This is a genomic window from Halomonas sp. G11, assembly GCF_001663515.1.
GTDB lineage: Bacteria > Pseudomonadota > Gammaproteobacteria > Pseudomonadales > Halomonadaceae > Vreelandella.
Window position 1 is genome coordinate 21,516 of the sequence record NZ_LYXG01000007.1, and the last position, 23,685, is coordinate 45,200.

Annotated in this window: 21 protein-coding genes; 19 read left to right on the top strand and 2 right to left on the bottom strand. The window is 56.4% G+C overall.

Translation table 11 applies throughout. The features are described 5' to 3' along the window. The first annotated feature begins 17 nt into the window (after positions 1 to 17). From ADS46_RS04060 to ADS46_RS04075, 4 genes are read left to right on the top strand one after another with little or no spacing between them, the layout of a single operon-like run. On the top strand, positions 18 to 1,022 hold the full coding sequence (locus ADS46_RS04060) for a nucleoid-associated protein (RefSeq protein ID WP_066316615.1): 1,005 nt from the start codon (positions 18 to 20) through the stop codon (positions 1,020 to 1,022). A gap of 36 nt (positions 1,023 to 1,058) precedes the next feature. Continuing rightward, on the top strand, positions 1,059 to 1,523 hold the full coding sequence (locus ADS46_RS04065) for a TerB family tellurite resistance protein (RefSeq protein ID WP_066316618.1): 465 nt from the start codon (positions 1,059 to 1,061) through the stop codon (positions 1,521 to 1,523). Continuing rightward, entirely contained in the window at positions 1,516 to 2,109 is a 594-nt protein-coding gene (locus ADS46_RS04070) for an exopolysaccharide biosynthesis protein (RefSeq protein ID WP_066316623.1), read from the top strand. The genes ADS46_RS04065 and ADS46_RS04070 overlap by 8 nt, the downstream gene beginning before the upstream one ends. Before the next feature lie 28 nt (positions 2,110 to 2,137). Beyond that, the gene (locus tag ADS46_RS04075; protein ID WP_082925975.1) at positions 2,138 to 2,695 is read left to right on the top strand and encodes a YqhA family protein; all 558 of its coding nucleotides are present in this window, start codon (positions 2,138 to 2,140) and stop codon (positions 2,693 to 2,695) included. A 5-nt stretch (positions 2,696 to 2,700) separates the two neighbouring features. Here ADS46_RS04075 and ADS46_RS04080 read toward each other — a convergent pair whose 3' ends face one another. Further along, complete coding sequence (locus ADS46_RS04080; RefSeq protein ID WP_066316626.1) at positions 2,701 to 3,726, bottom strand: serine hydrolase domain-containing protein; 1,026 nt, start codon at positions 3,724 to 3,726, stop codon at positions 2,701 to 2,703. Positions 3,727 to 4,006: 280 nt separating this feature from the next. Continuing rightward, entirely contained in the window at positions 4,007 to 4,363 is a 357-nt protein-coding gene (locus ADS46_RS04085; RefSeq protein WP_324611649.1) for a hypothetical protein, read from the bottom strand. A 174-nt stretch (positions 4,364 to 4,537) separates the two neighbouring features. On the opposite strand from ADS46_RS04085, the gene ADS46_RS04090 reads away from it, so the two are divergent. From ADS46_RS04090 to ribF, 15 genes are all read left to right on the top strand, one after another. After that, positions 4,538 to 5,854 (top strand): UDP-glucose dehydrogenase family protein, encoded by a 1,317-nt coding sequence (locus ADS46_RS04090; RefSeq protein WP_066316631.1) that lies wholly within the window; start codon positions 4,538 to 4,540, stop codon positions 5,852 to 5,854. 200 nt (positions 5,855 to 6,054) lie between these two features. Beyond that, a complete protein-coding gene (gene fliD / locus ADS46_RS04095) occupies positions 6,055 to 7,407 on the top strand; it encodes a flagellar filament capping protein FliD (RefSeq protein ID WP_066316633.1) in 1,353 nt (450 codons plus the stop codon). Positions 7,408 to 7,636: 229 nt separating this feature from the next. Continuing rightward, the gene (fliD, locus tag ADS46_RS04100) at positions 7,637 to 9,025 is read left to right on the top strand and encodes a flagellar filament capping protein FliD (RefSeq protein WP_066316635.1); all 1,389 of its coding nucleotides are present in this window, start codon (positions 7,637 to 7,639) and stop codon (positions 9,023 to 9,025) included. Positions 9,026 to 9,272: 247 nt separating this feature from the next. Continuing rightward, positions 9,273 to 10,478 (top strand): FliC/FljB family flagellin, encoded by a 1,206-nt coding sequence (locus ADS46_RS04105; RefSeq protein WP_066316638.1) that lies wholly within the window; start codon positions 9,273 to 9,275, stop codon positions 10,476 to 10,478. A gap of 129 nt (positions 10,479 to 10,607) precedes the next feature. Continuing rightward, entirely contained in the window at positions 10,608 to 14,111 is a 3,504-nt protein-coding gene (locus tag ADS46_RS04110) for a tetratricopeptide repeat protein (protein ID WP_066316642.1), read from the top strand. Positions 14,112 to 14,529: 418 nt separating this feature from the next. Beyond that, a complete protein-coding gene (locus ADS46_RS18830; RefSeq protein WP_066316647.1) occupies positions 14,530 to 14,898 on the top strand; it encodes a GTP-binding protein in 369 nt (122 codons plus the stop codon). Further along, positions 14,847 to 15,377, top strand: coding sequence for a hypothetical protein (locus ADS46_RS18835; protein ID WP_199825188.1), 531 nt, complete (start codon positions 14,847 to 14,849; stop codon positions 15,375 to 15,377). The genes ADS46_RS18830 and ADS46_RS18835 overlap by 52 nt, the downstream gene beginning before the upstream one ends. Beyond that, a complete protein-coding gene (gene cysC, locus ADS46_RS18840) occupies positions 15,293 to 16,096 on the top strand; it encodes an adenylyl-sulfate kinase (protein ID WP_420706090.1) in 804 nt (267 codons plus the stop codon). Before ADS46_RS18835 ends, cysC begins: the two co-directional genes overlap by 85 nt. Before the next feature lie 209 nt (positions 16,097 to 16,305). Continuing rightward, positions 16,306 to 17,964, top strand: a complete 1,659-nt coding sequence (locus ADS46_RS04135) for a methyl-accepting chemotaxis protein (RefSeq protein WP_066316656.1) — start codon at positions 16,306 to 16,308, stop codon at positions 17,962 to 17,964. A 138-nt stretch (positions 17,965 to 18,102) separates the two neighbouring features. After that, positions 18,103 to 18,873 (top strand): amino acid ABC transporter substrate-binding protein, encoded by a 771-nt coding sequence (locus ADS46_RS04140; protein WP_066316657.1) that lies wholly within the window; start codon positions 18,103 to 18,105, stop codon positions 18,871 to 18,873. Between the two features lie 68 nt (positions 18,874 to 18,941). Beyond that, a complete protein-coding gene (locus ADS46_RS04145; protein ID WP_066316658.1) occupies positions 18,942 to 19,610 on the top strand; it encodes an amino acid ABC transporter permease in 669 nt (222 codons plus the stop codon). Beyond that, on the top strand, positions 19,607 to 20,362 hold the full coding sequence (locus tag ADS46_RS04150) for an amino acid ABC transporter ATP-binding protein (RefSeq protein ID WP_066316662.1): 756 nt from the start codon (positions 19,607 to 19,609) through the stop codon (positions 20,360 to 20,362). The genes ADS46_RS04145 and ADS46_RS04150 overlap by 4 nt, the downstream gene beginning before the upstream one ends. 263 nt (positions 20,363 to 20,625) lie before the next feature. Continuing rightward, positions 20,626 to 20,892: a 30S ribosomal protein S20 gene (gene rpsT / locus ADS46_RS04155; protein ID WP_066316664.1), complete on the top strand. Its 267-nt coding sequence runs from the start codon at positions 20,626 to 20,628 to the stop codon at positions 20,890 to 20,892. Between the two features lie 79 nt (positions 20,893 to 20,971). Beyond that, the gene (murJ, locus tag ADS46_RS04160) at positions 20,972 to 22,549 is read left to right on the top strand and encodes a murein biosynthesis integral membrane protein MurJ (RefSeq protein WP_066316666.1); all 1,578 of its coding nucleotides are present in this window, start codon (positions 20,972 to 20,974) and stop codon (positions 22,547 to 22,549) included. Between the two features lie 91 nt (positions 22,550 to 22,640). Continuing rightward, entirely contained in the window at positions 22,641 to 23,678 is a 1,038-nt protein-coding gene (ribF, locus tag ADS46_RS04165) for a bifunctional riboflavin kinase/FAD synthetase (protein ID WP_066316668.1), read from the top strand. The last annotated feature ends 7 nt before the right edge of the window (positions 23,679 to 23,685 follow it).

A 23,685-nucleotide genomic window follows, 5' to 3' on the forward strand; every position in this document is an offset into this window, starting at 1 on the left:
GGAGCGCCACACGTCTTATGCCACTTCTGCACAGTATCGTCCATCGCCTGGACCCGACGCTTGACGGCGAGCGCCTGACGCTGACCGCCGCCCCGGTTGAGGCCGACAGCGCCGAGCCGGTCATGGAAAGCCTGGTCAGCGCGCTCAACGACACCTACAACACCAAGCCCAAAGGCTGGGGGCGGTTTGCCGAAGAGGGCGAGCACGCCGGGCCGTTATCGGTGTGGCTGAAAGACTACCTTGCCGGTGAGCAGCCCTTTACCGAGCTTGCCATTGCGCTTGCTGAGCGGCTCGTCAGTACGCTTCAAGAGCAGCTGTCAGTCAGTGGTTACCTGGTGATCAGCCACCAGCGCCAGGGCGACACCGAAACGCTTTTCATGGGGCTTGCCCACCAGCGCGAGGGCATTGGCATTGATGATGCGCACCAGGCGGTGCCCGCCGCCCAGTTGAACACCCGTCAGCTGACGCTGGCCGCCAGGATCAACCTCAGCCAATGGCAGAGCGATTCGCCGGATGCCCAGTATGTGTCGTTCCTCAAGGATCGCGGCGGCAAGAAGCTGGGCGAGGGGATGATGGCCTTGCTGGGTATGGAAGAAGGCATCGACGCGCCTACCGAGACCCGCACACTGCTCAAAGCCTTCAGCGACTACGTCGAGAAAGAGGATTTCGACGATGAGGCCAGCCGGGAAAAAACCGACACCCTGGTGGATTACGCCAACGATCAGATGAGCCGTGGGGAACCCATGACGCTCGACGAACTCTCAGCGCTGGTCGATGAAAAACAGCCCAAGGCCTTCTACGAGCATATTCGCAATGCCGATTACGGTCTGTCCCCGGAAATTCCCCCGGACAAGCGCACGATCAATCAATTCCGACGCTTTACCGGGCGTGCGGGCGGCGTCTCGATCAGTTTTGACTCGCACCTGCTCGGCTCAAGCATCGAATACGACGCCACCCAGGACCGGCTGATCATCAAGCAGGTGCCCAAACAGTTAAAAGAGCAACTGACCAAGCAGTCTTAAGGCGCTCGCAGCGTCTTGCGGGCGGAGGAGAACCCCATGCTGGATACCATCCAAGAGTTTTTTCAGCGCACGCTTGCGCAACCCGAGCAGCGCGATAACCGGACCATCACGCTCGAACTGGCCTCGGCCGCGTTGCTGTTTGAAATCGCCCGGGCCGACTACGATACAAGCGACGCCGAGCTAGCAGCGCTGCGGGAAATGCTGCTTCAGCGCTACCAGCTCAGTGAAGCCGATGTTGACGAGCTGATGGCAATGGCGCGGGACGAAGTGGAAGACGCGGTCGACCACTACCAGTTTGTCAGCCTGATCAAGGATCACTACGGCTACGACCAGCGCTGCGAACTGGTGGCGTTGATGTGGCAACTGGCCTGGGCCGACGGCAGTGTGGATGCTCTGGAAGAACATCGTATTCGTCGCCTGGCGGATCTGCTCCACGTCAGCCACAGCGATTTTATTCGCACCAAGCTATTAACCGAAGAGCGTATTAACCAGAATGGATGATCGCCGCGAAGGCTCGACGTTAATGGATCTAATTGCGTCGTTGGAGCGCATGGAGCAGGACGCTCAGCGAGTCAGCGTTGACGATGTGGTGCATGCCGTGGGGCGACGCTCCTTTGGTCCCCTGTTATTGGTGACGGGGCTGATCACGCTGGCACCGATCATTGGCGATATTCCCGGCATGCCCACGTTGATGGCGCTGCTGGTGCTGTTGGTCTCCGTACAGCTATTGGTCGGGCGGGAAACCTTCTGGTTGCCCGGCTGGATGCTCAAACGCTCTATTTCACGGGATAAGTTCGATAAAGGCATTTACTACCTAAAGAAGCCTGCCCGCTGGATCGATGGGCTGCTGCGGGTTCGCCTGCCGTGGTTAACCGGCTATATTGGTATCCGCGTGACCGCGGTTGTGTGCCTGATGATTGCCCTGGCCATGCCGCCCATGGAATTCATCCCCTTTTCTGCCAACGGCGCCGGGCTGGCGCTATCGCTGCTGGGCCTGGGGTTGGTCGCGCGGGACGGTGCCGCTTTGCTGTTGGGCGTTGCGCTGTTCGGCGTCACCTGCACGCTCATTCTCGTTGGCCTGCTTTAATTTCTGCGCTAGTAACAAGGAATCGACCATGACCGATACGCCACCGACGCCCCCCAAGCCGCCCGAACAGCAAGGCCGCTGGGAGCGGCGCGTCGAAACCGCACTATGGAACTCCCGGTTTCTGGTCATGCTGGCCGTGGTGCCCAGCCTGATCGGTGCGGTCATGCTGTTTGCGGTAGGCACGGTCGATATCTTCAAGGTCGTGATGCGCACGCTGCGCTACTATTTCGTGGACAGCAGCGTCGATATCCATGAAAGCCTGGTGCCCGATATCATTATCGCCGTGGATATCTATCTCATTGCCATCGTGTTGATGATATTCGGGTTAGGCATCTATCGGCTGTTTGTATCGCGTATTGACCAGGCGGAAGCGCGCTATCCGCATCATCCGTTCAACGTCGCCTCGCTCGATCAACTAAAGGATAAAATCGCTCGCGTGGTGATTCTCGCAGTGATCATTGAGTTTTTCCGCGCTGTGGTGGATATCCGCTTCGCGACCCCGCTGGAGGCGATCTACCTGGCGCTTTCAGTACTCGCCCTGGCCGCTGCGCTCTACCTGATGAGCCTGGGACACAAAAAGGAATAGTCGACTTACCCGTGCGTTAATAGATCCGCCACCATGGCATTCAGGCGTTCCTGAAACTGCCCGCCGGGCGAGGGCGGCGTTGGGTCAGCGGTCATGACGATGGTTAACGCCCGCTCGGGGACCACAAACAGCGCCTGACCGCCGAAGCCGCGGCCGTAATAGACGTCTTCGCCGCCCAACTGGGTGATAAACCAGCCATAGCCGTAACCGTCGCCCGTCCAGCGCGAGGTGCCCCGCGGCGTCCAGGAGCGCTCGACCCAGCCTTCCGGCAGTACACGCTGTTCGTTGCCGTTGCCATCAACGACGACACCGTCGTTGCGATACAGCTCGCCGATGGCCACCAGCGCACGCGGCGAGAGCTGCATATCGTTACCGCCGAAGTAGATCCCCTGAGGGTCCTGCAGCCAGGGGGGAATGGCAATATTCAGCGGCTCCGCCAACAGCCGTTGGGCCAACGCATAGGTGGACTCGCCGCTGGTGTAGGTCAGCGCGGCAGACAAAAGATGACTGGAACCAGTGGAATACAGCATGCGCCCGCCGGGTCGGTCGACAAATGGCCGTGTCAGCGCATCTTCCACCCAGTTCTGGCTGGCCACCCAGGCGCCGTAATTCTGGCCAGACGTGCGTTCAAGCCCTGCCTGCAACGACAGCAGATGGCTCACGGTGATGTCAGCAACTTCCGGGGCCGCCGCGTCAGGCACGCGATGGCCGAGCAGCGACACCAGCGTCTGATCGGTGGATTCGACGATACCTTCTTCGATAGCCGCCCCCACCAGCGCCGCCAGTACGGTTTTCGAGAGCGACTTGATGTTCGAAGGTGCATCAACCCCCGGGCCGCCCTGGTGGTGCTCGTGAATGATCCTACCCTGGTGGGCCACCACGATGCTGTGCAAACGCGAATAACCGCTGGCGTCGTCGCTCAGGCTGTTGAGCGCATCGGCGTTGGGTGGTGGAGGAGACGTTGGTTGGGCATTAAGGGCGGAGGGAAAAAATGTGGCAGCGAAAAAAACGGCGGACATCAACAAGCGCATGGCGACACCTCGGCAAACAGGAACCTGTTTGAACCGACGCTATGCAAGGGTTCCAGCCCGTCCAGATAAATGGGGGGTAGCCAACCTCTTGAATACGCAAAACCCGGGAAGGCCTGCTAGTCTGAACAGGCCAGCAACAGATTGCTTTTTAACCACGTAATTCGCAAGGAGTGCATTTATGAGAAATATTATCTACATCATCGGACTGGTGGTGGTCGTGCTGTTTATCCTGTCCTTTCTCGGTATCCGCTAATCAATCGCTTTTAGTTTCAGGGCTCGTTCAGGCGCAGTCCGCTGCGCCTTCCCCAAACATATCAAACATCAATTCGCGCCCCATGGGGGTCAATACAAATCGACCCTGCTCGTTGCGGGTCGCTGCCTGGCTGGTCTCCAACACCTGCTGGCAGGTGGTCCAGTCCGGCGCGTTCTGGCTAAGCAACTGCAGTTCCTTGCTGCTCAGGCCGCGCTTGTTCAGGGTGATGGTTTCAAGCACATGACCGTTGTCGTAAAGCATCTCGGCCACGACAGCTAAACACTGGCGTAAACTGCGCTGAACGTGATTGGCAGTGGACATGTCGCTGGGCATTTCCTTCTCCTGATGCGTTAGCCGGGCAGCACTGAGCGTCTGAAAACGCATGTTCAACGCTCTGTTCTCAATATCGAGCTGCTGCAGCGCATTATAAACGAAAGTCGATATTAGACCAACGTCTATCCCATGTTTTTCCTGCCACGCCCCGTCATCAAAGCCTGAGCGACGTGATAAGCTCGTTATAAATTTCGCCACCCGTATTGATGAGTGAGTTAACGCGGCATGCATATCAGTGTTTTTGGAACCGGTTACGTAGGATTAGTCGCAGGCGCCTGCCTGGCCGATGTCGGCCATCAGGTCACCTGCATGGACGTCAACGCCGAGCGGATCGCTCAGTTGAATGCCGGTGAAGTGCCCATCTTCGAGCCGGGCCTCAGCAATATCGTGGCGCACAATGTCGACGCCGGGCGGCTCAGCTTTACCACCGACGCCGAGCAAGCCGTGCGCGATGGTGAGCTGGTGTTTATCGCTGTGGGCACCCCGCCGGATGAAGACGGCAGTGCAGACCTCCGCTACGTGCTGGATGTCGCGCGCACCATCGGTCAGCACATGAACGATTACAAGCTGGTGATCGACAAATCCACCGTGCCGGTGGGTACCGCCGAGAAGGTGCAGGCGGCAATCAGCGAAACCCTCGCTGCCCGTGGCGTCGATGTGCCCTTTGATGTGTGCTCCAACCCTGAATTCATGAAGGAAGGCGCAGCGATCGAGGACTTCACCCGCGGCGCGCGGATTATCGTCGGCACTGAAAGTGATCGGGTAAAAGAACGCATGTACGAATGCTACGCGCCCTATAACCGTAACCACGAAAAACTGATGTTCATGAGCGTGCGCGCAGCGGAGCTGACCAAATACGCCGCCAACGCCATGCTGGCCACCAAGATCAGCTTCATGAACGAAATGGCCAACCTTGCCGAACGCCTCGATGTGGATATCGAAGACGTGCGCCGGGGTATCGGCAGCGACCCGCGTATTGGCTATCACTTTATTTACCCTGGTTGCGGCTATGGCGGCTCGTGCTTTCCCAAAGATGTGCAGGCCCTGGAACGCATCGCCCGCCAGTTGGGCTATACGCCTGCGCTGCTCAGTGCGGTGGAAACGGTCAACCTGCAGCAAAAACAGACGCTGTTCACCAAACTGCAAACATCACTGGGTAATGTGGCGGGTAAAACCATCGCCGTGTGGGGGCTTGCCTTCAAACCCAATACCGACGATATGCGTGAAGCGCCCAGTCGCACGCTGATGGAAGCGCTCTGGCAGGCAGGCGCCAAGGTGCAGGCCTTCGACCCTGAGGCCATGGCTGAATGTCGCCGGATTTATGGCGAGCGCGACGACTTGCTCCTCGCCGGCGACCGCATCCAGGCAGTGAAAGGCGCGGATGCCCTGGTGATCTGCACCGAATGGAAAGCATTTCGCAGCGTCGATCTGGAATGGCTGGCCAGCCAGTTAAACGACAAGCTGGTGGTGGATGGACGCAACCTATTTACCCCAAGTGCTGCCGAGGCGGCGGGGCTTAGGTACCTTGGCGTAGGGCGCTAGCGTGCACTCGCACACGCTTGGTTACATTTTGGTACAGAAAAATTGGCTAGAATGTTCAAGGTTGTACTTTCTAGGCCGAGTTATAATCAGTAACGACATAGAACATATTTGACGTTGGCAACACGTCAGCCCGATAAGGTTTATGAATGGGCGCTAATGAAGGCGGTTGCTCCACTCGTTTCAAAAAAGGCGGTTAGCTTATGGGTGCTATTTCTTCTCTCGGTATAGGGTCAGGGTTGGACCTGAACGGCTTGCTCGATCAGCTCAGAAGCGCTGAACGAGAAAAGCTCGTCCCGATAGAGCAGCAAGTAAATACCGAGCAAACCAAGATTTCGGCCTATGGCAAGCTTGAGAGTGCGCTTTCGACGTTTCAGGATTCTGCCAGCGCTTTGGCGGACAGCACTCTCTTTGGCAGCCTGTCGGCCAATGTAAGTGGTGAGGCAGTCAGCGCTGCCGCCGATGAAACCGCTGTGTCCGGCAGCTACGACATCACCGTGAGCACCATGGCCACGCGCGGCACCTTGGCCTCTGACGGGGTAGATGACCCAGAGGCGGCGCTAACGACGGCCGATCAAAACATGACCTTTGCCTTTGGCGACGGCGGTGAAACGACGGTTGCCATCGCCGCCGACAGTTCGATGGAAGATATCCGCGACGCCATCAACGCGGATGAAAACGCGGGTGTCAATGCCACTATCGTCAACGATGGTACGCAAAGCCGTCTGGCGCTAAGCTCCCGTGAAACCGGTGCGGATGCGTCCATCAGTAACTTTACTTTCGATGGCGATGCACCATTTGCGGCTGACACAGCAAACACATTGCAAGACGGTACTGACGCTGCGCTGAACGTCAACGGTATTGATATTACTAGCTCAACCAATCAAGTGGAGGGAGCGATTCAAGGCGTTACGCTGAACCTGCAAAGCACGGGTGATAGCACCGTTGTTGTCGAGCAGGATACACGCTCTGTTCGTGAAGCAATCACGTCATTTGTCGATTCTTACAACGCGCTGAAAGAGGCAGCAGGCGAGCTGACAAGCTTTGACGAGGAGACAGGTCAAGCCGGGCCGCTCAATGGTGATAGCACGGTACGCACCGTTGAGTCTCGCATGCGTAGCGTGCTCAGCGGTAGTGTTGCACAAGAGGGCGAAGGATTCTCGATGCTTAGCCAGGTAGGCATTTCGCTTGAAGTGGATGGCACGCTCTCGCTGGATGAAGACAAGCTCAATGACGTGGTCGCTAATGACCAGCAGGCGCTCTCCGATTTCTTTGCGGGCGATGGCGATAATCCCGGCCTGGCAGGCCAGGTGGACACCGCCGTGGAGCAGATGCTGAGCAGCAATGGTACCGTGACTGGCGCGATCAGTGGTAGTGAAAGCCGTATTGAATCGCTCGAGAGTCGCTACACCAGCATGGAGCAATCCATCGGGCAGACCATCGACCGCTACCGTACCCAGTTTGGCCAGTTGGACGGCATGATCGCTGAGATGAACCAGACCAGTAACTACCTGACTCAGCAGTTTGCTTCGTTGGATGCTCAGTTGGGCCGCTAGCACTCAGACAATTCAGTTGGTTACGCTTAAAAGCCTGCCTTGCGCAGGCTTTTTTGCATCCTGAGGTCGCCATCAATATTTAAAGAAATAAAAAAGCGCTAAAGTTGCCTTCTTTTTGGCCGACAATCATAGTACATCTATTAAAACATCGAAAAAAGTAGAACACGGGCGGCCTGTTGATGGGCGCAATACGTGTTTGGTTTAGCCTTCTACACTGAGGACTCCCAGTATGGCGACGATAACCTCTCTCGGTATTGGCTCAGGCCTTGACCTAAACGGTTTGTTAGACCAATTACAAAAAGCCGAACGTGGAAAACTCACTCCCATCGTTCAACAGCAAGCGCAACAAAAGGCCAAGATTTCAGCTTACGGTCAGTTGCAGTCAGCGCTCAACAGCTTCCAGACAGCCGTCGAAGCGATTAACGATCCCAAGCTTTATCAAAGTCTTTCTGCCAAGGTAAGCGGGGCAACAATTTCTGCAACTGCCACGGCAGGCGCCCTACCCGGGAGCTACAGTGTAGAGGTATCGGCCTTGGCCACGGCAGGCACGCTTGCCTCTACCCGAGTCGCGGAGCAAGACACCGAGCTTGCCTTGCAAGGGGCTACTGGGATTAAGCTGACCGCCGGCAACGGCGATACTGTGACGGTGGCCATTGCCACTGGCAGCAGCCTGGCCGATATGCGTGATGCCATCAACGCTGATGAAAACTCCAGTGTTAATGCGACCATTATCAACGATGGCGAAGGCTATCGCCTGGCGCTTAGTGCAAAAAACACCGGTGCGGATGCGTCTATCAATGCCTTTGAATTTGTTGATGATCTGGGCGCGACGGCTGCCGGGCCTTTTTCCCAGGATGCCGCGACCCAGCAACCAGGCCAAGATGCAGCAATTTCAGTAAATGGCATCGCTATTACAAGTGCTAACAACCTTATTGAGGGAGCGATTCAAGGCGTTACCCTCAACCTTGATGGGTTGAGTATTGCCGTAGGCGAAACGGCTACTAGTACAGTTAAGGTAGAACGCAACACCCTGGCCGTGCGCGACGCCGTTGGTGAATTCGTCAAGGCCTACAATTCATTCAAAGCTACCATGGACAAGTTGACCAGCTTTAACAGCGAGACCGGGGATGCGGGTAGACTGCTGGGCGATAGTACCGCGCGAGCTGTGGAATCTCGCCTACGTCAGGCGCTTAGCACAAGCGTGAACGATGGCGAGTTTGGCATGTTAAGCCAGCTGGGAATCAGCATTGAGCGCGATGGCACTTTGGCGGTTGATGATGAGGTCATCAGCGACCTAGCCGCCAACAACCCTAATGCGCTGCAAGACTTTTTTGTGGGCAGTGACGCATCACCTGGGTTTGCCAGCCAGATGGGCACGACTCTGGAGCAATTGCTTGGCGACAACGGGCGGGTGAAAGGTGCGATTAGCGGCGCAGAAACCCGTATTGAGAGCCTGAACGAACGATACGAGCGTATGGAAAGCAGTATTGAGCGCACTATATCCCGCTACCGTACCCAGTTTGGCCAGTTGGATGCCATGATCGCCCAGATGAACAGCACAAGTTCTTATCTCACTCAGCAGTTTGATGCCTTGGACGCCCAGCTAGGTCGCGATTAATACCCGGAAGCTCTGGAAGATGAGCCGCTATTCAGCTAACCACAGGGCCTTTTGGTCCTGTGTTGGTCTTACCTGTCCTTTTGCTTCTGCAATTTGGCACTTTTCAAAATATTTCTATCCATATTTTTAAATTTTTTAGCCCGCAGCCCTAAAGGTTTTCCTCGCCTAGCCGTTAGTAAATATAACGGCACACAAGGTGGCCGAAAGCAGGCCTCAGGGCCAGTGTCCAAGCAAGGAGAATCACACCATGTCAGTGATCAATACCAACATCACATCAATGATCGGTCAGCAGAACCTGCGTGAGTCGCAGAATGCTCTGTCTACATCTATGGAGCGTTTGAGTTCTGGCCTGCGTATCAACAGTGCCAAGGATGATGCCGCCGGTCAGGCCATCGCCAACCGTATGTCTTCACAGATCAACGGTCTTTCCCAAGCACAGCGTAACGCCAACGACGGTATTTCCGTTTCACAGACGGCTGAAGGTGCACTCAACCAAGTCAACGACAACCTACAGCGCATCCGTGAGCTGTCCGTTCAGGCACAGAACGATACCAACAGCCAGGACGATCTACAGTCCATCCAGGGCGAGATCAACCAGCGTCTTAACGAGATCGACCGTATCTCGGAAGAGACTAACTTCAACGGCACTAAGGTACTGGCTTCTGACACCAAGCTGCAGATTCAGGTAGGTGCCAACGATGGCGAGACTATTGAGGTTTCCCTGGAAGAGATCAACGCTGATACCCTGGGCCTGAATAAGTTCAATGTTGACGGTCCTGAAAATGCTGCGGTAGCAACCACCAGTGCTGCTGATCTAGAGGACGCTAACGCGTATGTGGATAGTTCCACTGCCGTTGCAGCGTTTACCGCTAACACGACCGTCGATGGTACCCACTTTGGTCTTGATGCTGGCGACGTGAGCGGGGGTACAACAACCTTCATTGATGACGATGGTAACCTCTACGCCAAGGTAAATATCGATGGAACTACCTTGAGTGACGCTCAGGCTGACGATCTAGCCGAGCAGGGACTGCGCGTTGATACCAGCACCAGTGTCAATGTTGCCTATATGTCACTTGAAGCTGATGATGCCGCGGTAACTGCCGGTGGTACCTTGAGCTTTGATGCCACCGGTAACGATGCTAGTGACAACCTGGCCAGCCTGACCTTCGAGCGCAGCGCCAACCCGCTGGCGGCCATGGACTCCTCGTTGAACCAAGTGGATAGCCTGCGCTCCGACTTAGGTGCCATTCAGAACCGCTTCGAGTCGGCCATCACTAACCTGAGCACTAATGAGACGAACCTCTCGGCGGCCCGTTCACGGATTGAAGATGCCGACTATGCCAAGGAAGTAGCTAATATGACCCGCGCGCAGATCTTGCAACAGGCCGGCACTTCTGTTTTGGCACAGGCTAACCAGACCCCGCAGAACGTCCTTTCCCTGCTGGGCTAAAACTTCGCATCAACGCGAGCTTACGGAACGGGATAGCCATCGGCTATCCCGTTTTTCGTGGTTTTGAGGCACCCCGAGGCTGATAAAATGGCCTTTATTAGATCACCATCTTCGAGAGAGAAAAGCGATATGGCCAAACCCAAGCGTCGCCCCCCCACGAAATCGAACCAGCAAGCTCGCGAAAGTCAGCTCGAGCGTTTGGCGACCCGGTTCCTTGAGGAGTATCGGGCCAAGCGACTGGAGACGGCAGTGCCATTGGCACGCGAGATTACCGAGCATTTCCCCAAGGACTCGTTTGGTTGGAAGGCTCTAGGCACAGCTTTGATGGAAGCTGGCTCCCCCCAGGCCGCTGTGGCGCCGCTGGAACAAGCCCTCAAGCTCCAGCCGGAAAATCTCGAAGCCCTGACCAATTTGGGCAAGACATTGCAACAGTTGGGCCGCTACGAGGAAGCAGAGGCCCGCCTGAACCGTGCATTGAAGGAGGATCCCGATGACTACCAGGCCAATATGCACCTGGCGGGGATCCATCAGCGATATGGACGTCATGACCAAGCCTTGAAGTACTATGATCGTTCTTTAGAAAATCTTCCAGATGCAGTTCTGGCAAAGATGCGTAAGGCCTCTCTATTGGTCGAAAAGCGTGATTATTCCCAAGCACTATCAGTTCTCGAACCGCTTGCTGAAGAGAATCCAAAGTCGTTGGGAGTAATTAATAACCTAGCTAATTTATACGGCACCATGGGCCGTTTCGATGATGCTGAAAATCTGTATCGTAAGATTATAGAGTTGAAGGCAAATGCCTGGTTGGCCTTTTCGAATTATTACTTCACCGCGCACTATAATCCTCGGCATACCGCCAAAGACCTTCTCTCCATCGGTGAACAGTGGCAGTGGCGTTATGCGCCAGCGAAGCGACCATCTCGCCCGATCACCGAAAAGACGTCAGCTCGTTCACTGCGTATCGGCCTGATCTCGGCTGGCCTCAAGACTCATCCGGTCGGACAGATGATTCTTGGCGCACTGGAAAATTTGCCACCTGGCCAATTTCAGCTTTACGCCTACTCCGACAGTCTAGTAAACGATGCCACTGCGCGTCGTCTCAATTCCCTGATGCATCGCTGGCACGAAGTGCCACATATTTCCCATGGGGATCTGGCACAGATGGTGCGTGATGATTCCATCGATATCTTGATTGATATGACCGGGCATACCTCGGGTAGTCGTTTACCGGTAATTGCCAAGGAACCGGCGCCGCTAATCGTTAAATGGGTGGGGGGGCTCTTCAACACCACCGGGGTCGACGCCGTTGATTATCTCCTTTCCGATACCGTGGAAACCCCCGATGGTGTGGATGATGGCTATATCGAGAAGCTGATCCGCCTGCCTGATGACTATATCTGCTATACGCCGCCCCGCTATCTGAACGACGAGCCGGGTCTGCTGCCAGTCCTGAGTAACGGCCATCTCACCTTGGGGTGTTTCAATAATCCAGCGAAGATCAACGAAGTGCTGCTGGATCAGTGGGCGCAGCTGATGCACGCGCTGCCTAATTCGCGGTTGCTGCTCAAGGGTGGTCAATATACAGATGTCGACTATTGTGAACGACTGCATGTCCTTATGGAAAAGCAAGGCATCAACCGAGGGCGTGTGCTGCTGGAGGGGCCGGCTCCTCACAAGGAGCTGGTGGCCAATTACCGCCGTGTAGATATCGCTCTTGATCCTTGGCCCTACTCTGGTGGCTTGACCACCTGCGAAGCGCTCTATATGGGCGTGCCCGTGGTTACTCTGCCCGGACCGACCTTTGCTGGACGACACTCGGCTTCTCACCTGGTCAATGCTGGCATGCCGGAGCTGGTGGTAAACAGTTGGGAAGAGTACCGCGAGCGGGTTATTGAACTTGCCAGCGACCTGAATAGCCTGAGCACTATTCGTTCCCACTTACGCGATATCCTCCTAAAGTCACCAGTTTGCGATGCCCCACGTTTTGCTAAACACTTTACTATTGCCATGCGTGCCATCTGGCAGCGTTACTGTGAAGGCAAGGCTCCGGCGGCACTGAGTGTCGACAAGCAGGGCCTAGCCTGCTTCAAGGGCGAGGGACAGACGGCCACTGTGGAGTATGCCAGGCAAGTCAAAAAAGCCAACGAGGGCTTCAACTGGCAGTTACCCGGCAAGGTTATCGTCATTGACAACAGCGCCAAACTGATTCGAGAGCCCGGATTTGATGCCCTACGTCGCCTGAATGCCTTCGGCACCGTCGCCTTCGATCCGGCAAGCCGCGTACAGAACCTTGCTCAATTTGAAAGCAGCGAGGATGTACAAGTATTCCCTCACACTGTGTTGGGGGATGGTGAGCCGGCAACCCTTTATGCGTGCTTGGATGCCAAGTACAGCAGCACGCTGGAACCTCTGCCACCCGAACAGCAGTATGGTACCAACCCTCAAGGCGCCAAGGTGCTTACCAAACTGCCGGTCAATACCATTGCCCTGGATAGTATCGAAGGCCTTGAAAGCCTGGACTGGCTGATTCTGGATGACTTGAGCGACGCCAACGCCATCCTGGGGCATGGCGAAAAGGCATTGAAAGATACCCTTGCTATTCAAGTACGCATTGCCTTCCAGCCGACCCACCAGCGCCAGCCTAACCTTGCCGAAATACAGCATTGGATGGCCCGCCATGGCTTCCGCTTCTACCGTCTTAACGATCCGCAGCATCTAAGCCACCTTCCGGAAAGCGTGCCGGCGGAAAAGCGCCAGGCCACCGAGCTGCAGAGCGCCGATGCGGTATTTCTGCCCAACCATGAGCGCCAGGCCCAGCTAACGGATAACCAGCGCACCAAGCTTGCTTTTCTACTGCATAGTGTTTACGGCATCAAGGATATGGCGTATGAGCTGTTGGCAGTAGTCGATGAAGAAAAAGCTAAGAATTACTTGTCTGAAGAAAGGCTAACAGCATTTCAGTCAGAGCCAGAGCCAGAGCCAGAGCCGAATGTAAAGCTACTTGCGTCTGATACCGACAAGCCAGAGTCTTCTGAATCGAAAGAGACAGCTGAATTTCCTCTACCTGATGCACCTCATATGTCGTCGGCGGAACGCAAGCTTTTTAAGAAAAGTCTGAAAAAGTCCAAGCAATATTTTGAGTTTGGTTCTGGCGGTTCTACCGTTTGGGTAGTGAAAGAAGGCTTGATAGTCAAAGGCGTGGAGAGCGATGCCAACTGGGTGAACGCGCTTAAAGGTAAGCTGGGAGAGCAGTGTCAAGTTGAAGCTGTTGATATTGGCCCGACCAAAGAATGGGGTTTTCCTTTGTCAATGGACGCAGCTGAGAAGTTTCCTGCTTATAGCCAAGCCATTTATCAGCATGACCAGCCGTTTGACCTGATTCTCGTGGATGGGCGTTTCCGTGTCGCCTGCACGATGGCGGCGATTCAACATATTCTCGAACATTCCAATGAGCCCCAAAAAGCTCGCATCTTCATCCATGATTTTTGGAATCGCCCGCACTATCACCTAGTGTTGCAGTTTCTGGAATCTGTTGAAAAAGCGGAGTCCGCTGGACTGTTCAAGGTTTCTAAGAATGTGAATAAAGAAGAAGTGGCCGCTGTATGGGAGCAATATGCCAAACAGCCTCAGTGAGAGAAGGCTAAGAATATTTCATTATTAAGTAGCCAAGAACTGTCCTCAGGCGGCAGTTCTTGGTTGAGGATTGCATGACTCCTAATGAGCCCCAGCACATCATCGATTAGCTTCAATCTGTGATCGATAAGGGTCAGACCACACTTGCCCGCAAATGCATAAACCCATTCAGGATAGAAGGGGAATATGGAAAGATAACTTAATCCATAAAGAAGCAGAAACTGTTGACGCTGCATCGAGAAGATTAATGCTTGAGCTAGGCTATGAAATTTGATGTAGTGCATATCAAGGCATATAAAAGTTTGCTCTTCATGGCTGTTGAGCAATACCTGTCAGCCCAGCTTATCGACGCCCCACCCCACCCCATTGCATCATCGGCGGTGGCCAGGGGACTGGTAAAAGCACGCTGATAAGTCAGTTGGAAACTGACGCCTGTGGGCAGACATTAGCGGATCAGCCGCCCTTGGTAGTGGTTCCTGCCGCCCTGCTGGTGGTGGATTCTCAGCTAGGGATGACTGCCACCGCTAGCCGCGACTGTCTGTTGCTGTCGTTGATGGGGGTGCGCTGTCTTGGGGTGGTGGTCAACAAAATGGACGCGACAGGTTATTCCCAGGCGCTTTTTGATGAGGTCGCCAGAGAGTGTCGGGCTTTTTCGGCGCTACTGCTGTTGTCTGAGGTCACCTTTATTCCTGTCGCTGCATTGCAGGGCGATAACGTACTTGAGCCAAGCGCAAAATGCCCTGGCACACCGGTACTTCAGTGCTTGGTTTTCTGGAATCCCGGTTAGCGAGTCGTGATGATGGTTTGAGCCTGCCTTTCCGCCTGTCGGTGCGACATATTACGAACACTGATGTGGGTGCGGAAGGCTTTTCAGGCAACATCGTTGGTGGGGTAATCCAACAGGGTGATGACGTCCGCATACGGCCTTCCGTCAGCACCGGCAACGTTGCTCAGGTGTTGACGGCTGATGGGCATTGCATCGATAGGGCTGACGAGGGTCAGCCCGTGACGCTAATGCTGGAAGGTGGCCTGGCGATCTACCGTGGTGATATCATTTCCGGTATCGATCAGTCCGCCCAGACGGCGGACCAGTTTGACGTGAGCTATGACTGGCCCCTATACCGGGGCGCCCTTACGACATCAGATTGGGCTCGCAATCAGCGGTCGCTACGGTTACCAGCATTAAGCATCAAATCAACACCGATACTCTGGAGCATGTGGCGGCAAGGCAGCTGCCGGGTGGAGAAAAAGGGGTATGCAACCTGAGCTTGAGCCATGAAGTGGCCTTTGATCCGTTCCACGAATCCCCGCAAACCGGCAGTTTTGTGTTGCTTGACCGCATTACGGGCCACATCGTGGGTACGGGGATGCTCAACTTTGCGCTGCGTCGGAGTCAGAACATTCATCGCCAGCACGTGGATATTGATAAACAAGCGCGTGCCATGGTGAAAAGCCAAAAACCAGCGGTGCTATGGTTCACCGGACTATCCGGTGCGGGCAAATCGACTATCGCTAATCTCGTCGAGAAAAAACTTTTTGCCCACGGCCAGCACACCTACTTGCTGGATGGCGATAATGTGCGTCATGGCCTCAACCGTGACCTGGGCTTTACCGATGCCGACCGCGTTGAAAACGTCCGCCGCGTCGCTGAAACTGCCAAGCTGATGATCGATGCAGGGCTTATTGTATTATCGGCCTTTATCTCTCCCTTTCGTAGCGAGCGCCAATTGGCGCGTGATCTGCTGGAGGAAGGCGAGTTTCTCGAAATCTACGTGGATGCCCCGCTAGACGTGGTGGAAGCGCGCGACCCGAAAGGGCTTTACAAAAAAGCCCGCCGTGGCGAGCTCAAGAACTTCACGGGTATTGACTCTGCATACGAGGCGCCAAACTTGCCGGATATTCATCTCAAGACCGAGCACATGAGCCCTGAAAATGCGGCTGATACGGTGATACAAGCGCTACGTGAGCGTGGAATGATCAGCTAGACCATACGTCATCTTCTTAGTCCAAGTGTTATGGATATTGTAGGTCGCGCTTTGATGCATCAGCGCGAGCATAATCGTTTGATCTTAGCGATGGCATTGCCTGCTAAAGCCCGCCCGCGCGCAGCCGATAGTAGAAAGACAGGACACAGCGACATTCTGCCAGGGTTGGCTATCACCATAATAAAGATGACAACTCAAAGGCTGATGCAATGCTGGAAAAACTCCACAAGATCAATGTGAAATACACCCTGGCGTTTATCCTGGTGGCCTTGTCGCTGCTGGGCGTCGTGGTGGTCGATAGTTTGCTTGTCCAGTCGATGCGTGAACGCATGACGGCGTTCAGTGGCTCCTTTAACCCGGCTGTTTCAGCGGTGCTCAATGCGGATCGTGATCTGTATCAGGCGCGGGTGGCTGAACTTGAAGTACTGCATGAAGCGCCGGGCAGCGATGGAGCGAGCGCTCAGTTCGACGATTATCGCGAAAATGCCGATCAGGCGTATGACAGGATGCATGACTTCCTCACGTTGCTGGAGGCGTATCCACAGGTAAGCGAGGGGCTTGAGCCGTTCGAGGATCGCTATACGGCATGGGAGGCGGCATCCCAGCGTGTTTTCGACCTGCATGCAGACGGCGAGCTTGACGCCGCTGAGGCACAACTGGAAGGCGACTCGTTAGCGGCCTTTAATTCGTTGCGGGAGCTTTACAACATTGCCGGGGAAAGCGCCGATGCGCGTGGCTTGGCGCTGGAGCAAGAAACACTGGCGGCCGTCGCCGTTCAGCAGCGTTGGGTAATGGGTTTCACGGCATTGGTGTTATTGGCCACGCTGGTGATTGCCTTGATGGGGCCGAACCTGATGTCCCGGGCGCTTCGCCAGGTCAGCGGGCGGATTCGTGATATTACTGAGGGCGAGGGCGACCTTACAGCACGTATTGATAGCCAGCGGCGCGACGAAATTGGCGAATTGGCCCGCGAGTTTGATGGCTTTATTGCGCGCATGGATGTCAGCTTCCAGGCGGTGCGCGACGGTGCCCGTAATGTCAATGTGGCGTCGAACGAGATTGCCTCCGGTAGCGAGGACCTCGCGTCCAGAACCGAGCAGCAGGCATCCGCTCTGCAGGAAACAGCGTCCAGCATGGAAGAGATGTCCTCTATCGTGCGCCAGAACAGCGAGTCGGCCAGCAATGCCGATACCATTTCCAGCCAGGCGGCTGAAAAAGCCGAGAAAGGCGTCAAAGAGGTTCAGCATTCGGTTGAATTGATGCGCGAGCTCGAAGCCAGCTCCCGCAAGGTGGGCGAGATTGTGGAGGTCATCGATTCGATTGCTTTCCAGACCAATATTCTCGCGCTCAATGCCTCGGTCGAGGCGGCGCGTGCGGGTGAACATGGCCGTGGTTTTGCGGTGGTGGCCAGCGAAGTGCGCAATCTCGCCAGCCGCAGCGCGGATTCCTCCAAAAAGATTCGCGAAATGATCACAGATATCAGCCAGCGTATCGCCAGCGGCGCCGAGCAAGCGGTACGCAGCGGCGAGGGGATTCAGGATACGGTGGAGGCTATCCGCCAGGTATCGGGGCTGATGAACGAGATTTCGCTGGCCGTGCGCGAGCAGGAATCCGGTATTCAGCAGGTGGGTACGGCGCTGACGCAAATGGATTCCGCCACGCAGCAGAACGTCACGCTGGTATCGCAAACCAGCAGCTCGGCGGCGTCGCTTCAGCAGGAAGCCAACCGACTCACCCGCCTGGTGGATGCCTTCAAGCTCAGCGGCGGTGCCACAGGCACCACGTCGTCGTCACTACCTAAGCCTGACACTCAGCAGTCGCCCCAGCGAAACATGCAGAAAAGTGAGCCTGAATGGGAAGCTTTTTAGATGGGCCGGAAAACGCTCTCTGCTATCGTAAAGATCAATAGTGAATAAAAAACAACTTTTATATTCTTTTATTTGCTGCTTGTGGAGGGGTAAGATAGTGCTACTTGCGTTTTAAGCTATCCAACAGGAATCACCACCATGCGACTGACACGCAAACTGACGATTACCCTTGCCACACTCTCACTGAGCATTGCCAGTGGCGTATTTGCCGCCACGACCCAGGCCGATACGCTCCGCGTTGGCATGTCGGGCGGTTACTTCCCGTTTACCTTTGTGGAGCAAGACGAGCTAAAGGGCTTTGAGGTAGATGTCATGAACGCCGTTGGCGAGATTACCGGTGATGACATCGAGTTCGTGACGGCTAGCTTCTCGGGTCTGGCGGGCATGCTGGAGTCGGGGCGTATTGATACGATCGCCAACCAGATCACCATTACCCCAGAGCGTGAAGCCAAGTATGTGTTCACGGAACCCTATGTGTATGACGGTGCACAGGTAGTGGTAAAGGCCGGAAATGACACTATTGAAGGTGTCGAAGATTTATCCGGCAAAAGCGTGGCGGTGAACCTGGGGTCTAACTACGAGCAGTTGCTGCGTGAGCAGCCCAATGCCGATGAAATCGATATTCGCACCTATGAGTCCAACATTGAACAGGATGTGGCTTTGGGACGGGTAGAGGCATTTGTGATGGATCGTGTGAGTGCGACACAGGTCATCAAGGAGAAAGGCCTACCGTTAGAACTGGCGGGCGAGCCTTTCTCGACCATCGAGAATGCGTTGCCGTTCCGTGATGACGAAGCGGGCCGTGCGCAGCGCGACCGGGTTGACGCGGCACTCGACGAGCTACGCGAGAGCGGTGAGCTGCGCAAGATATCAGAAAAGTGGTTTGATACTGATATCACTCAGCCGTAACGGCCGGGTGACTCCGTGTAACGCGGCCGTGGCATTGCCACGGCCGTTTGCTTATAAGCGATATTGCTATGCTTGACCTTGAGTATATGTGGGGCCTGTTGCCGGTTCTGCTGCGCTATCTGCCGCTCACGCTTCAAATGGCCACGATTGCCATGCTGTTTGCCTTAGTGTTGGCGTGTCTGCTGGCGGTGATTCGCGTGTCGAAAGTGCCGTTTTTAAACGGGCTTTCGCTGCTGTTTATCTCGTTTTTCCGCGGTACACCGCTGCTGGTTCAGCTGTTTCTTTTCTACTATGGCTTGCCGCAGCTGTTTAGTTCGTTGATCGCGATTACCGGCGTGACTGCCGCCGTGTTAGGACTGACACTGCACTTCTCGGCCTATATGGCCGAGTCGATTCGCGCGGCGATTGTGGGCATTGACCGCAGCCAGACCGAAGCCGCGCTTTCCATCGGCATGACCCAGTCACAGCTAATGCGCCGCATTATTCTGCCCCAGGCAACTCGCGTGGCAACGCCGACGTTGATGAATTACTTCATCGACATGATCAAGGCGACCTCGCTGGCCTTTACGCTTGGGGTGACGGAATTGATGGGCGCCACGCAAAAAGAAGCGTCGGGCAGCTTTCTCTATTTAGAGGCGTTTTTACTGGTCGCGGTGATCTACTGGGTCATTGTGGAAATGCTGTCCTGGGGGCAACGTCGGTTAGAAAGCTACCTGAATAAGGCCTACCAACGATGATTTCGCTGCAAGGGATTACCAAGCGCTTTGGAACGCATACCGTGTTCCAGAATATTGACCTGAGTCTCGCCCAGGGCGAGATTATCGTGATTATCGGCCCTTCCGGAACGGGCAAGTCAACGTTGCTGCGCTGTATTAACTTCCTGGAAAAACCGGATGCCGGGCATTTGCAGGTGGGCGATTTAAAGGTTGATACCCAGCGAGCCAGCCGGTCCGATATTCTGGCGCTGCGTCGGCGCACGGCGTTTGTGTTTCAGAACTATGGCCTGTTCGCCAATAAGACCGCGCTGGATAATATCAGTGAGGGGATGATCGTGGTGGACAAGCTGCCGAAAGCCAAGGCGCACGCGCGGGCCAGAGAAATACTGGAGCGCATCGGCCTGGCCGACAAGGCGGATGCTTACCCCGCGTCGCTGTCAGGCGGCCAGCAGCAACGTGTGGGCATTGGCCGAGCCATGGCGGCTAACGCTGACGTGATCCTGTTCGATGAACCCACGTCGTCGCTAGATCCTCAGTGGGTAGAGGAAGTTTTGAGTCTGATGAAGCAGCTGGCGGTTGAGCGCCAGACGATGATCGTGGTCACCCATGAAATGCAGTTCGCCCGGGAGGTGGCCGACCGGGTTGTTTTCATGGACGAAGGCGGCATCGTCGAGCAGGCCCCGCCCGAGGAGCTTTTTACCGCACCAAGGGATGAACGGACGCGTCACTTTCTGCGCAAGATTTTGGCGCCCATGGGACAGGCCGCGCCGTAGGGCTCTCGCCATCGTGTCTAGTGACTACTGCTAGCAAGCCCGCATTCTGCGTGATAGACTATGCCATCCTCTCAGACAAGACCCGTGAGCGGGCAGCTGAATTGAACTGCTCGCTACACTATTTTGGTCGGCCTATTGCACAAAATTAGCCGCCAAAACAATTGGTTGTTACGGAAGCGTCGCATTGGCCGTGTCGGCTCGCGACGAACACATAGTTAATCCGTTGCCCTTTAGCGGCAACCTTATTCTCCAAGGAGATACCAGTGGCGAACAGCAAGCAAGCTCGCAAGCGCGCCCGCCAGGCCGAGAACCGTCGTGTCCTGAAAGCCAGCCAACGCAGCATGGTCCGTACCTATATTAAGCGCGTACTCAAAGCGGTTAAGACAGGCGACCATGGCAAGGCGATGGAAGAGTTCAAGGTGGCGCAGCCGGTCATCGACCGCATCGCTGATAAAGACGTCCTTTCCAAGAAGAAAGCCGCACGTCTGAAAAGCCGCTTGAACAAGCGCATTAAAGCACTGGCGGCGTAAGCCGGCAGGCGCCTTAAAAAACCGGCTGCGGCCGGTTTTTTTGTGTCTGAGGATTGCCAAGGGAAGGATAGCGAAGGCGATGACCGCGAATTCGCAGCAGCAAGGCCAGGAGCAGCCTCTGGGGCGTGGATTGATGCGCTCGGGGTTGATAGTCAGTGCCATGACCATGCTGTCGCGGGTCATGGGGCTGGTGCGCGATGTGGTGGTGGCGGCGCTGCTGGGCGCGGGCGACGGGGCCGATGCGTTTTTCGTAGCCTTCAAGATCCCCAATTTTCTGCGCCGTCTGTTTGCCGAAGGGGCGTTCAACCAGGCCTTTGTGCCGGTGCTTTCCGAGTACTCGACCCAGCGCGACAAGCAGGAAATTCGCGAGCTGCTCAATGCCGTGGCGGGCAGTTTGACGGCGATTCTGGCGCTGATTACCGCGCTTGCCATGCTGGGGGCGCCCTGGTTGATCTGGCTGTTTGCACCAGGGTTTGGGCGCGACCCGGAAAAGCTCGCCATGACCGCGGACATGCTGCGCTTAACCTTCCCGTATTTGCTGCTGATTTCGCTCACCGCCTTTGCCGGTAGCGTTCTGAACACCTGGAACCGCTTTGCGGTCCCGGCGTTTACTCCAGTGCTGCTGAACCTGTCGCTGATCGGGGCGGCCTTGTTGCTCACCCCGCTGATGACAGAGCCCGCGATGGCGCTGGCCTGGGGCGTGCTGATTGCCGGGGTGGCGCAACTGGTGTTCCAGGTGCCGTTTTTGCTGCGCCTGGGGTTGATGCCCATCCCGTGGCCCAACCTGGCTCATGAAGGCGTCCGGCGAATATTGAAGCTCATGGGGCCAGCGCTGTTCGGCGTCTCGGTCTCGCAGATCAACCTGCTGCTGGATACCGTGCTGGCCTCGCTGTTGGCGGCAGGCAGTGTGTCGTGGCTGTATTATTCCGATAGGCTGGTGGAGCTGCCGCTGGGCGTTTTTGGCGTGGCGATTGGTACGGTGATCTTGCCCGCGCTTTCCAAGCGCCACGCTGACCAGTCAAACGCGCACTTTGCCGCCATGCTCGACTGGGCAATCCGCATGGTGCTGCTGCTGGGGCTGCCCGCCGCGCTGGCGCTGGTGGTATTGGCGGAGCCGCTATTGATCACGCTGTTCCATTACGGCGCGATGACCGATACCGATATCCAGATGGCGGCGATGAGCCTGCGCGCCTACGCCGTCGGGCTGGTGGCCTTTATGCTGATCAAAGTGCTCGCACCGGGCTTTTTTGCCCGCCAGAACACCAAGACCCCGGTGAAGGTGGCCATCTTTGCCATGGTCGCCAATATGGTCTTCAACCTGATGCTGGTTTGGTCGCTGGCCCACGCCGGTCTGGCGTTGGCCACGGCGCTGTCGGCGTTTTTGAATGCCGGGCTGCTCGGTTACCTGCTGCGTAAGGAAGGCGTGCTGGTGTTTCAGCCGGGCTGGGGGCGCTTTGCGGTGCAGCTTTTAGGCGGCTGTGCGTTGATGAGCATTGCGCTGTACGCCATCGCCCCCGAGTGGACAACCTGGCTTGCCATGGGCCTGTGGCAGCGAGTCGCCTGGGTGTCGGGGCTGGTGGTGCTGGGCGCAGGGCTGTATTTTGCCTGGCTGGGTGCGCTGGGGTTGCGGGTGCGGCATTTGAAAATGCGCGCCTGACGCTGCACGACGGCGGCCAGGTTCGTTATAATCGGTGGCTTTGCTGCCTGCTTCTTGAGCGGGTGAGCGGGCTAGCAACGGCTGAGGTGCCATGCGGGTCATTCGAGGTTTGCACAATTTAACGGCGTCATCGCGGGGCTGCGTGGCAACCATCGGCAATTTCGATGGCGTGCACCGCGGCCATCAGGCGATCTTGCAGCAGTGCCGCGAGCACGCCGCGCGCTTGGGCGGGCCGCTGACCGTGGTGGTGTTTGAGCCCCAGCCGCGGGAGTTTTTTGCCGGTGACCAGGCACCTCCCCGCCTGACAAGGCTGCGTGAAAAGGTCCGCCTGCTGGGGCAGCACGGTGCCGAACAGGTGCTGTGCCTGCCGTTTAACGATGCGCTACGCAGCCTCACCGGCCGTGAGTTTATCGATCAGGTACTGGTTGACGGGCTGAATGTAAAGCACCTGGTGGTCGGCGACGACTTTCGCTTCGGCTGCGACCGCCGCGGTGACTTCACCCTGCTGGAAGCCGTGGGCCGCGAACAGGGCTTTGGCGTTGAGCATACCCGCACCTTTACGGTAGACGATGAACGCGTTTCCAGCTCGCGGGTACGTACACTGCTGGCCAGCGGCAACTTCACCGCCGCCGCCCGCCTGCTGGGGCGGCCCTATTCGGTGGATGGCCGGGTGGTGCGCGACCAGCAGTTGGGCCGCACTATTGGTGTGCCCACTGCCAATCTGCCCATGCTGCCCCAGCCGCTTACGCTGCGCGGTGTATACGCCGTTATTGGCGAACTGGAAAACGGCCAGCGTCATTTGGGCGTGGCCAACGTTGGCTTTCGGCCCACGGTGGGCGCCACGCGGCCGACCCTGGAGGTTCACCTGTTCGACTTCTCAGGTGATCTCTATGGCCAGCGCATGACGGTGGTGCCTTGCGCGCGGCTGCGGGGCGAGGTCAAGTTTGACGATATCGAGGCGTTGAAAGCGCAGATTGGGCGCGATCAGCGTCAGGCGCGGCGCTACTTTGCGGCCGCCGCTGCTGGCAACAACGCAACATTCCCGCTGGCCTCGGCCCCGCTCGGGCGAGAGACCGCATCTTCTGATTCCTCCTTGGCGGGCGATTCCGCCGAAGATAACGACGGCTGACCGGACT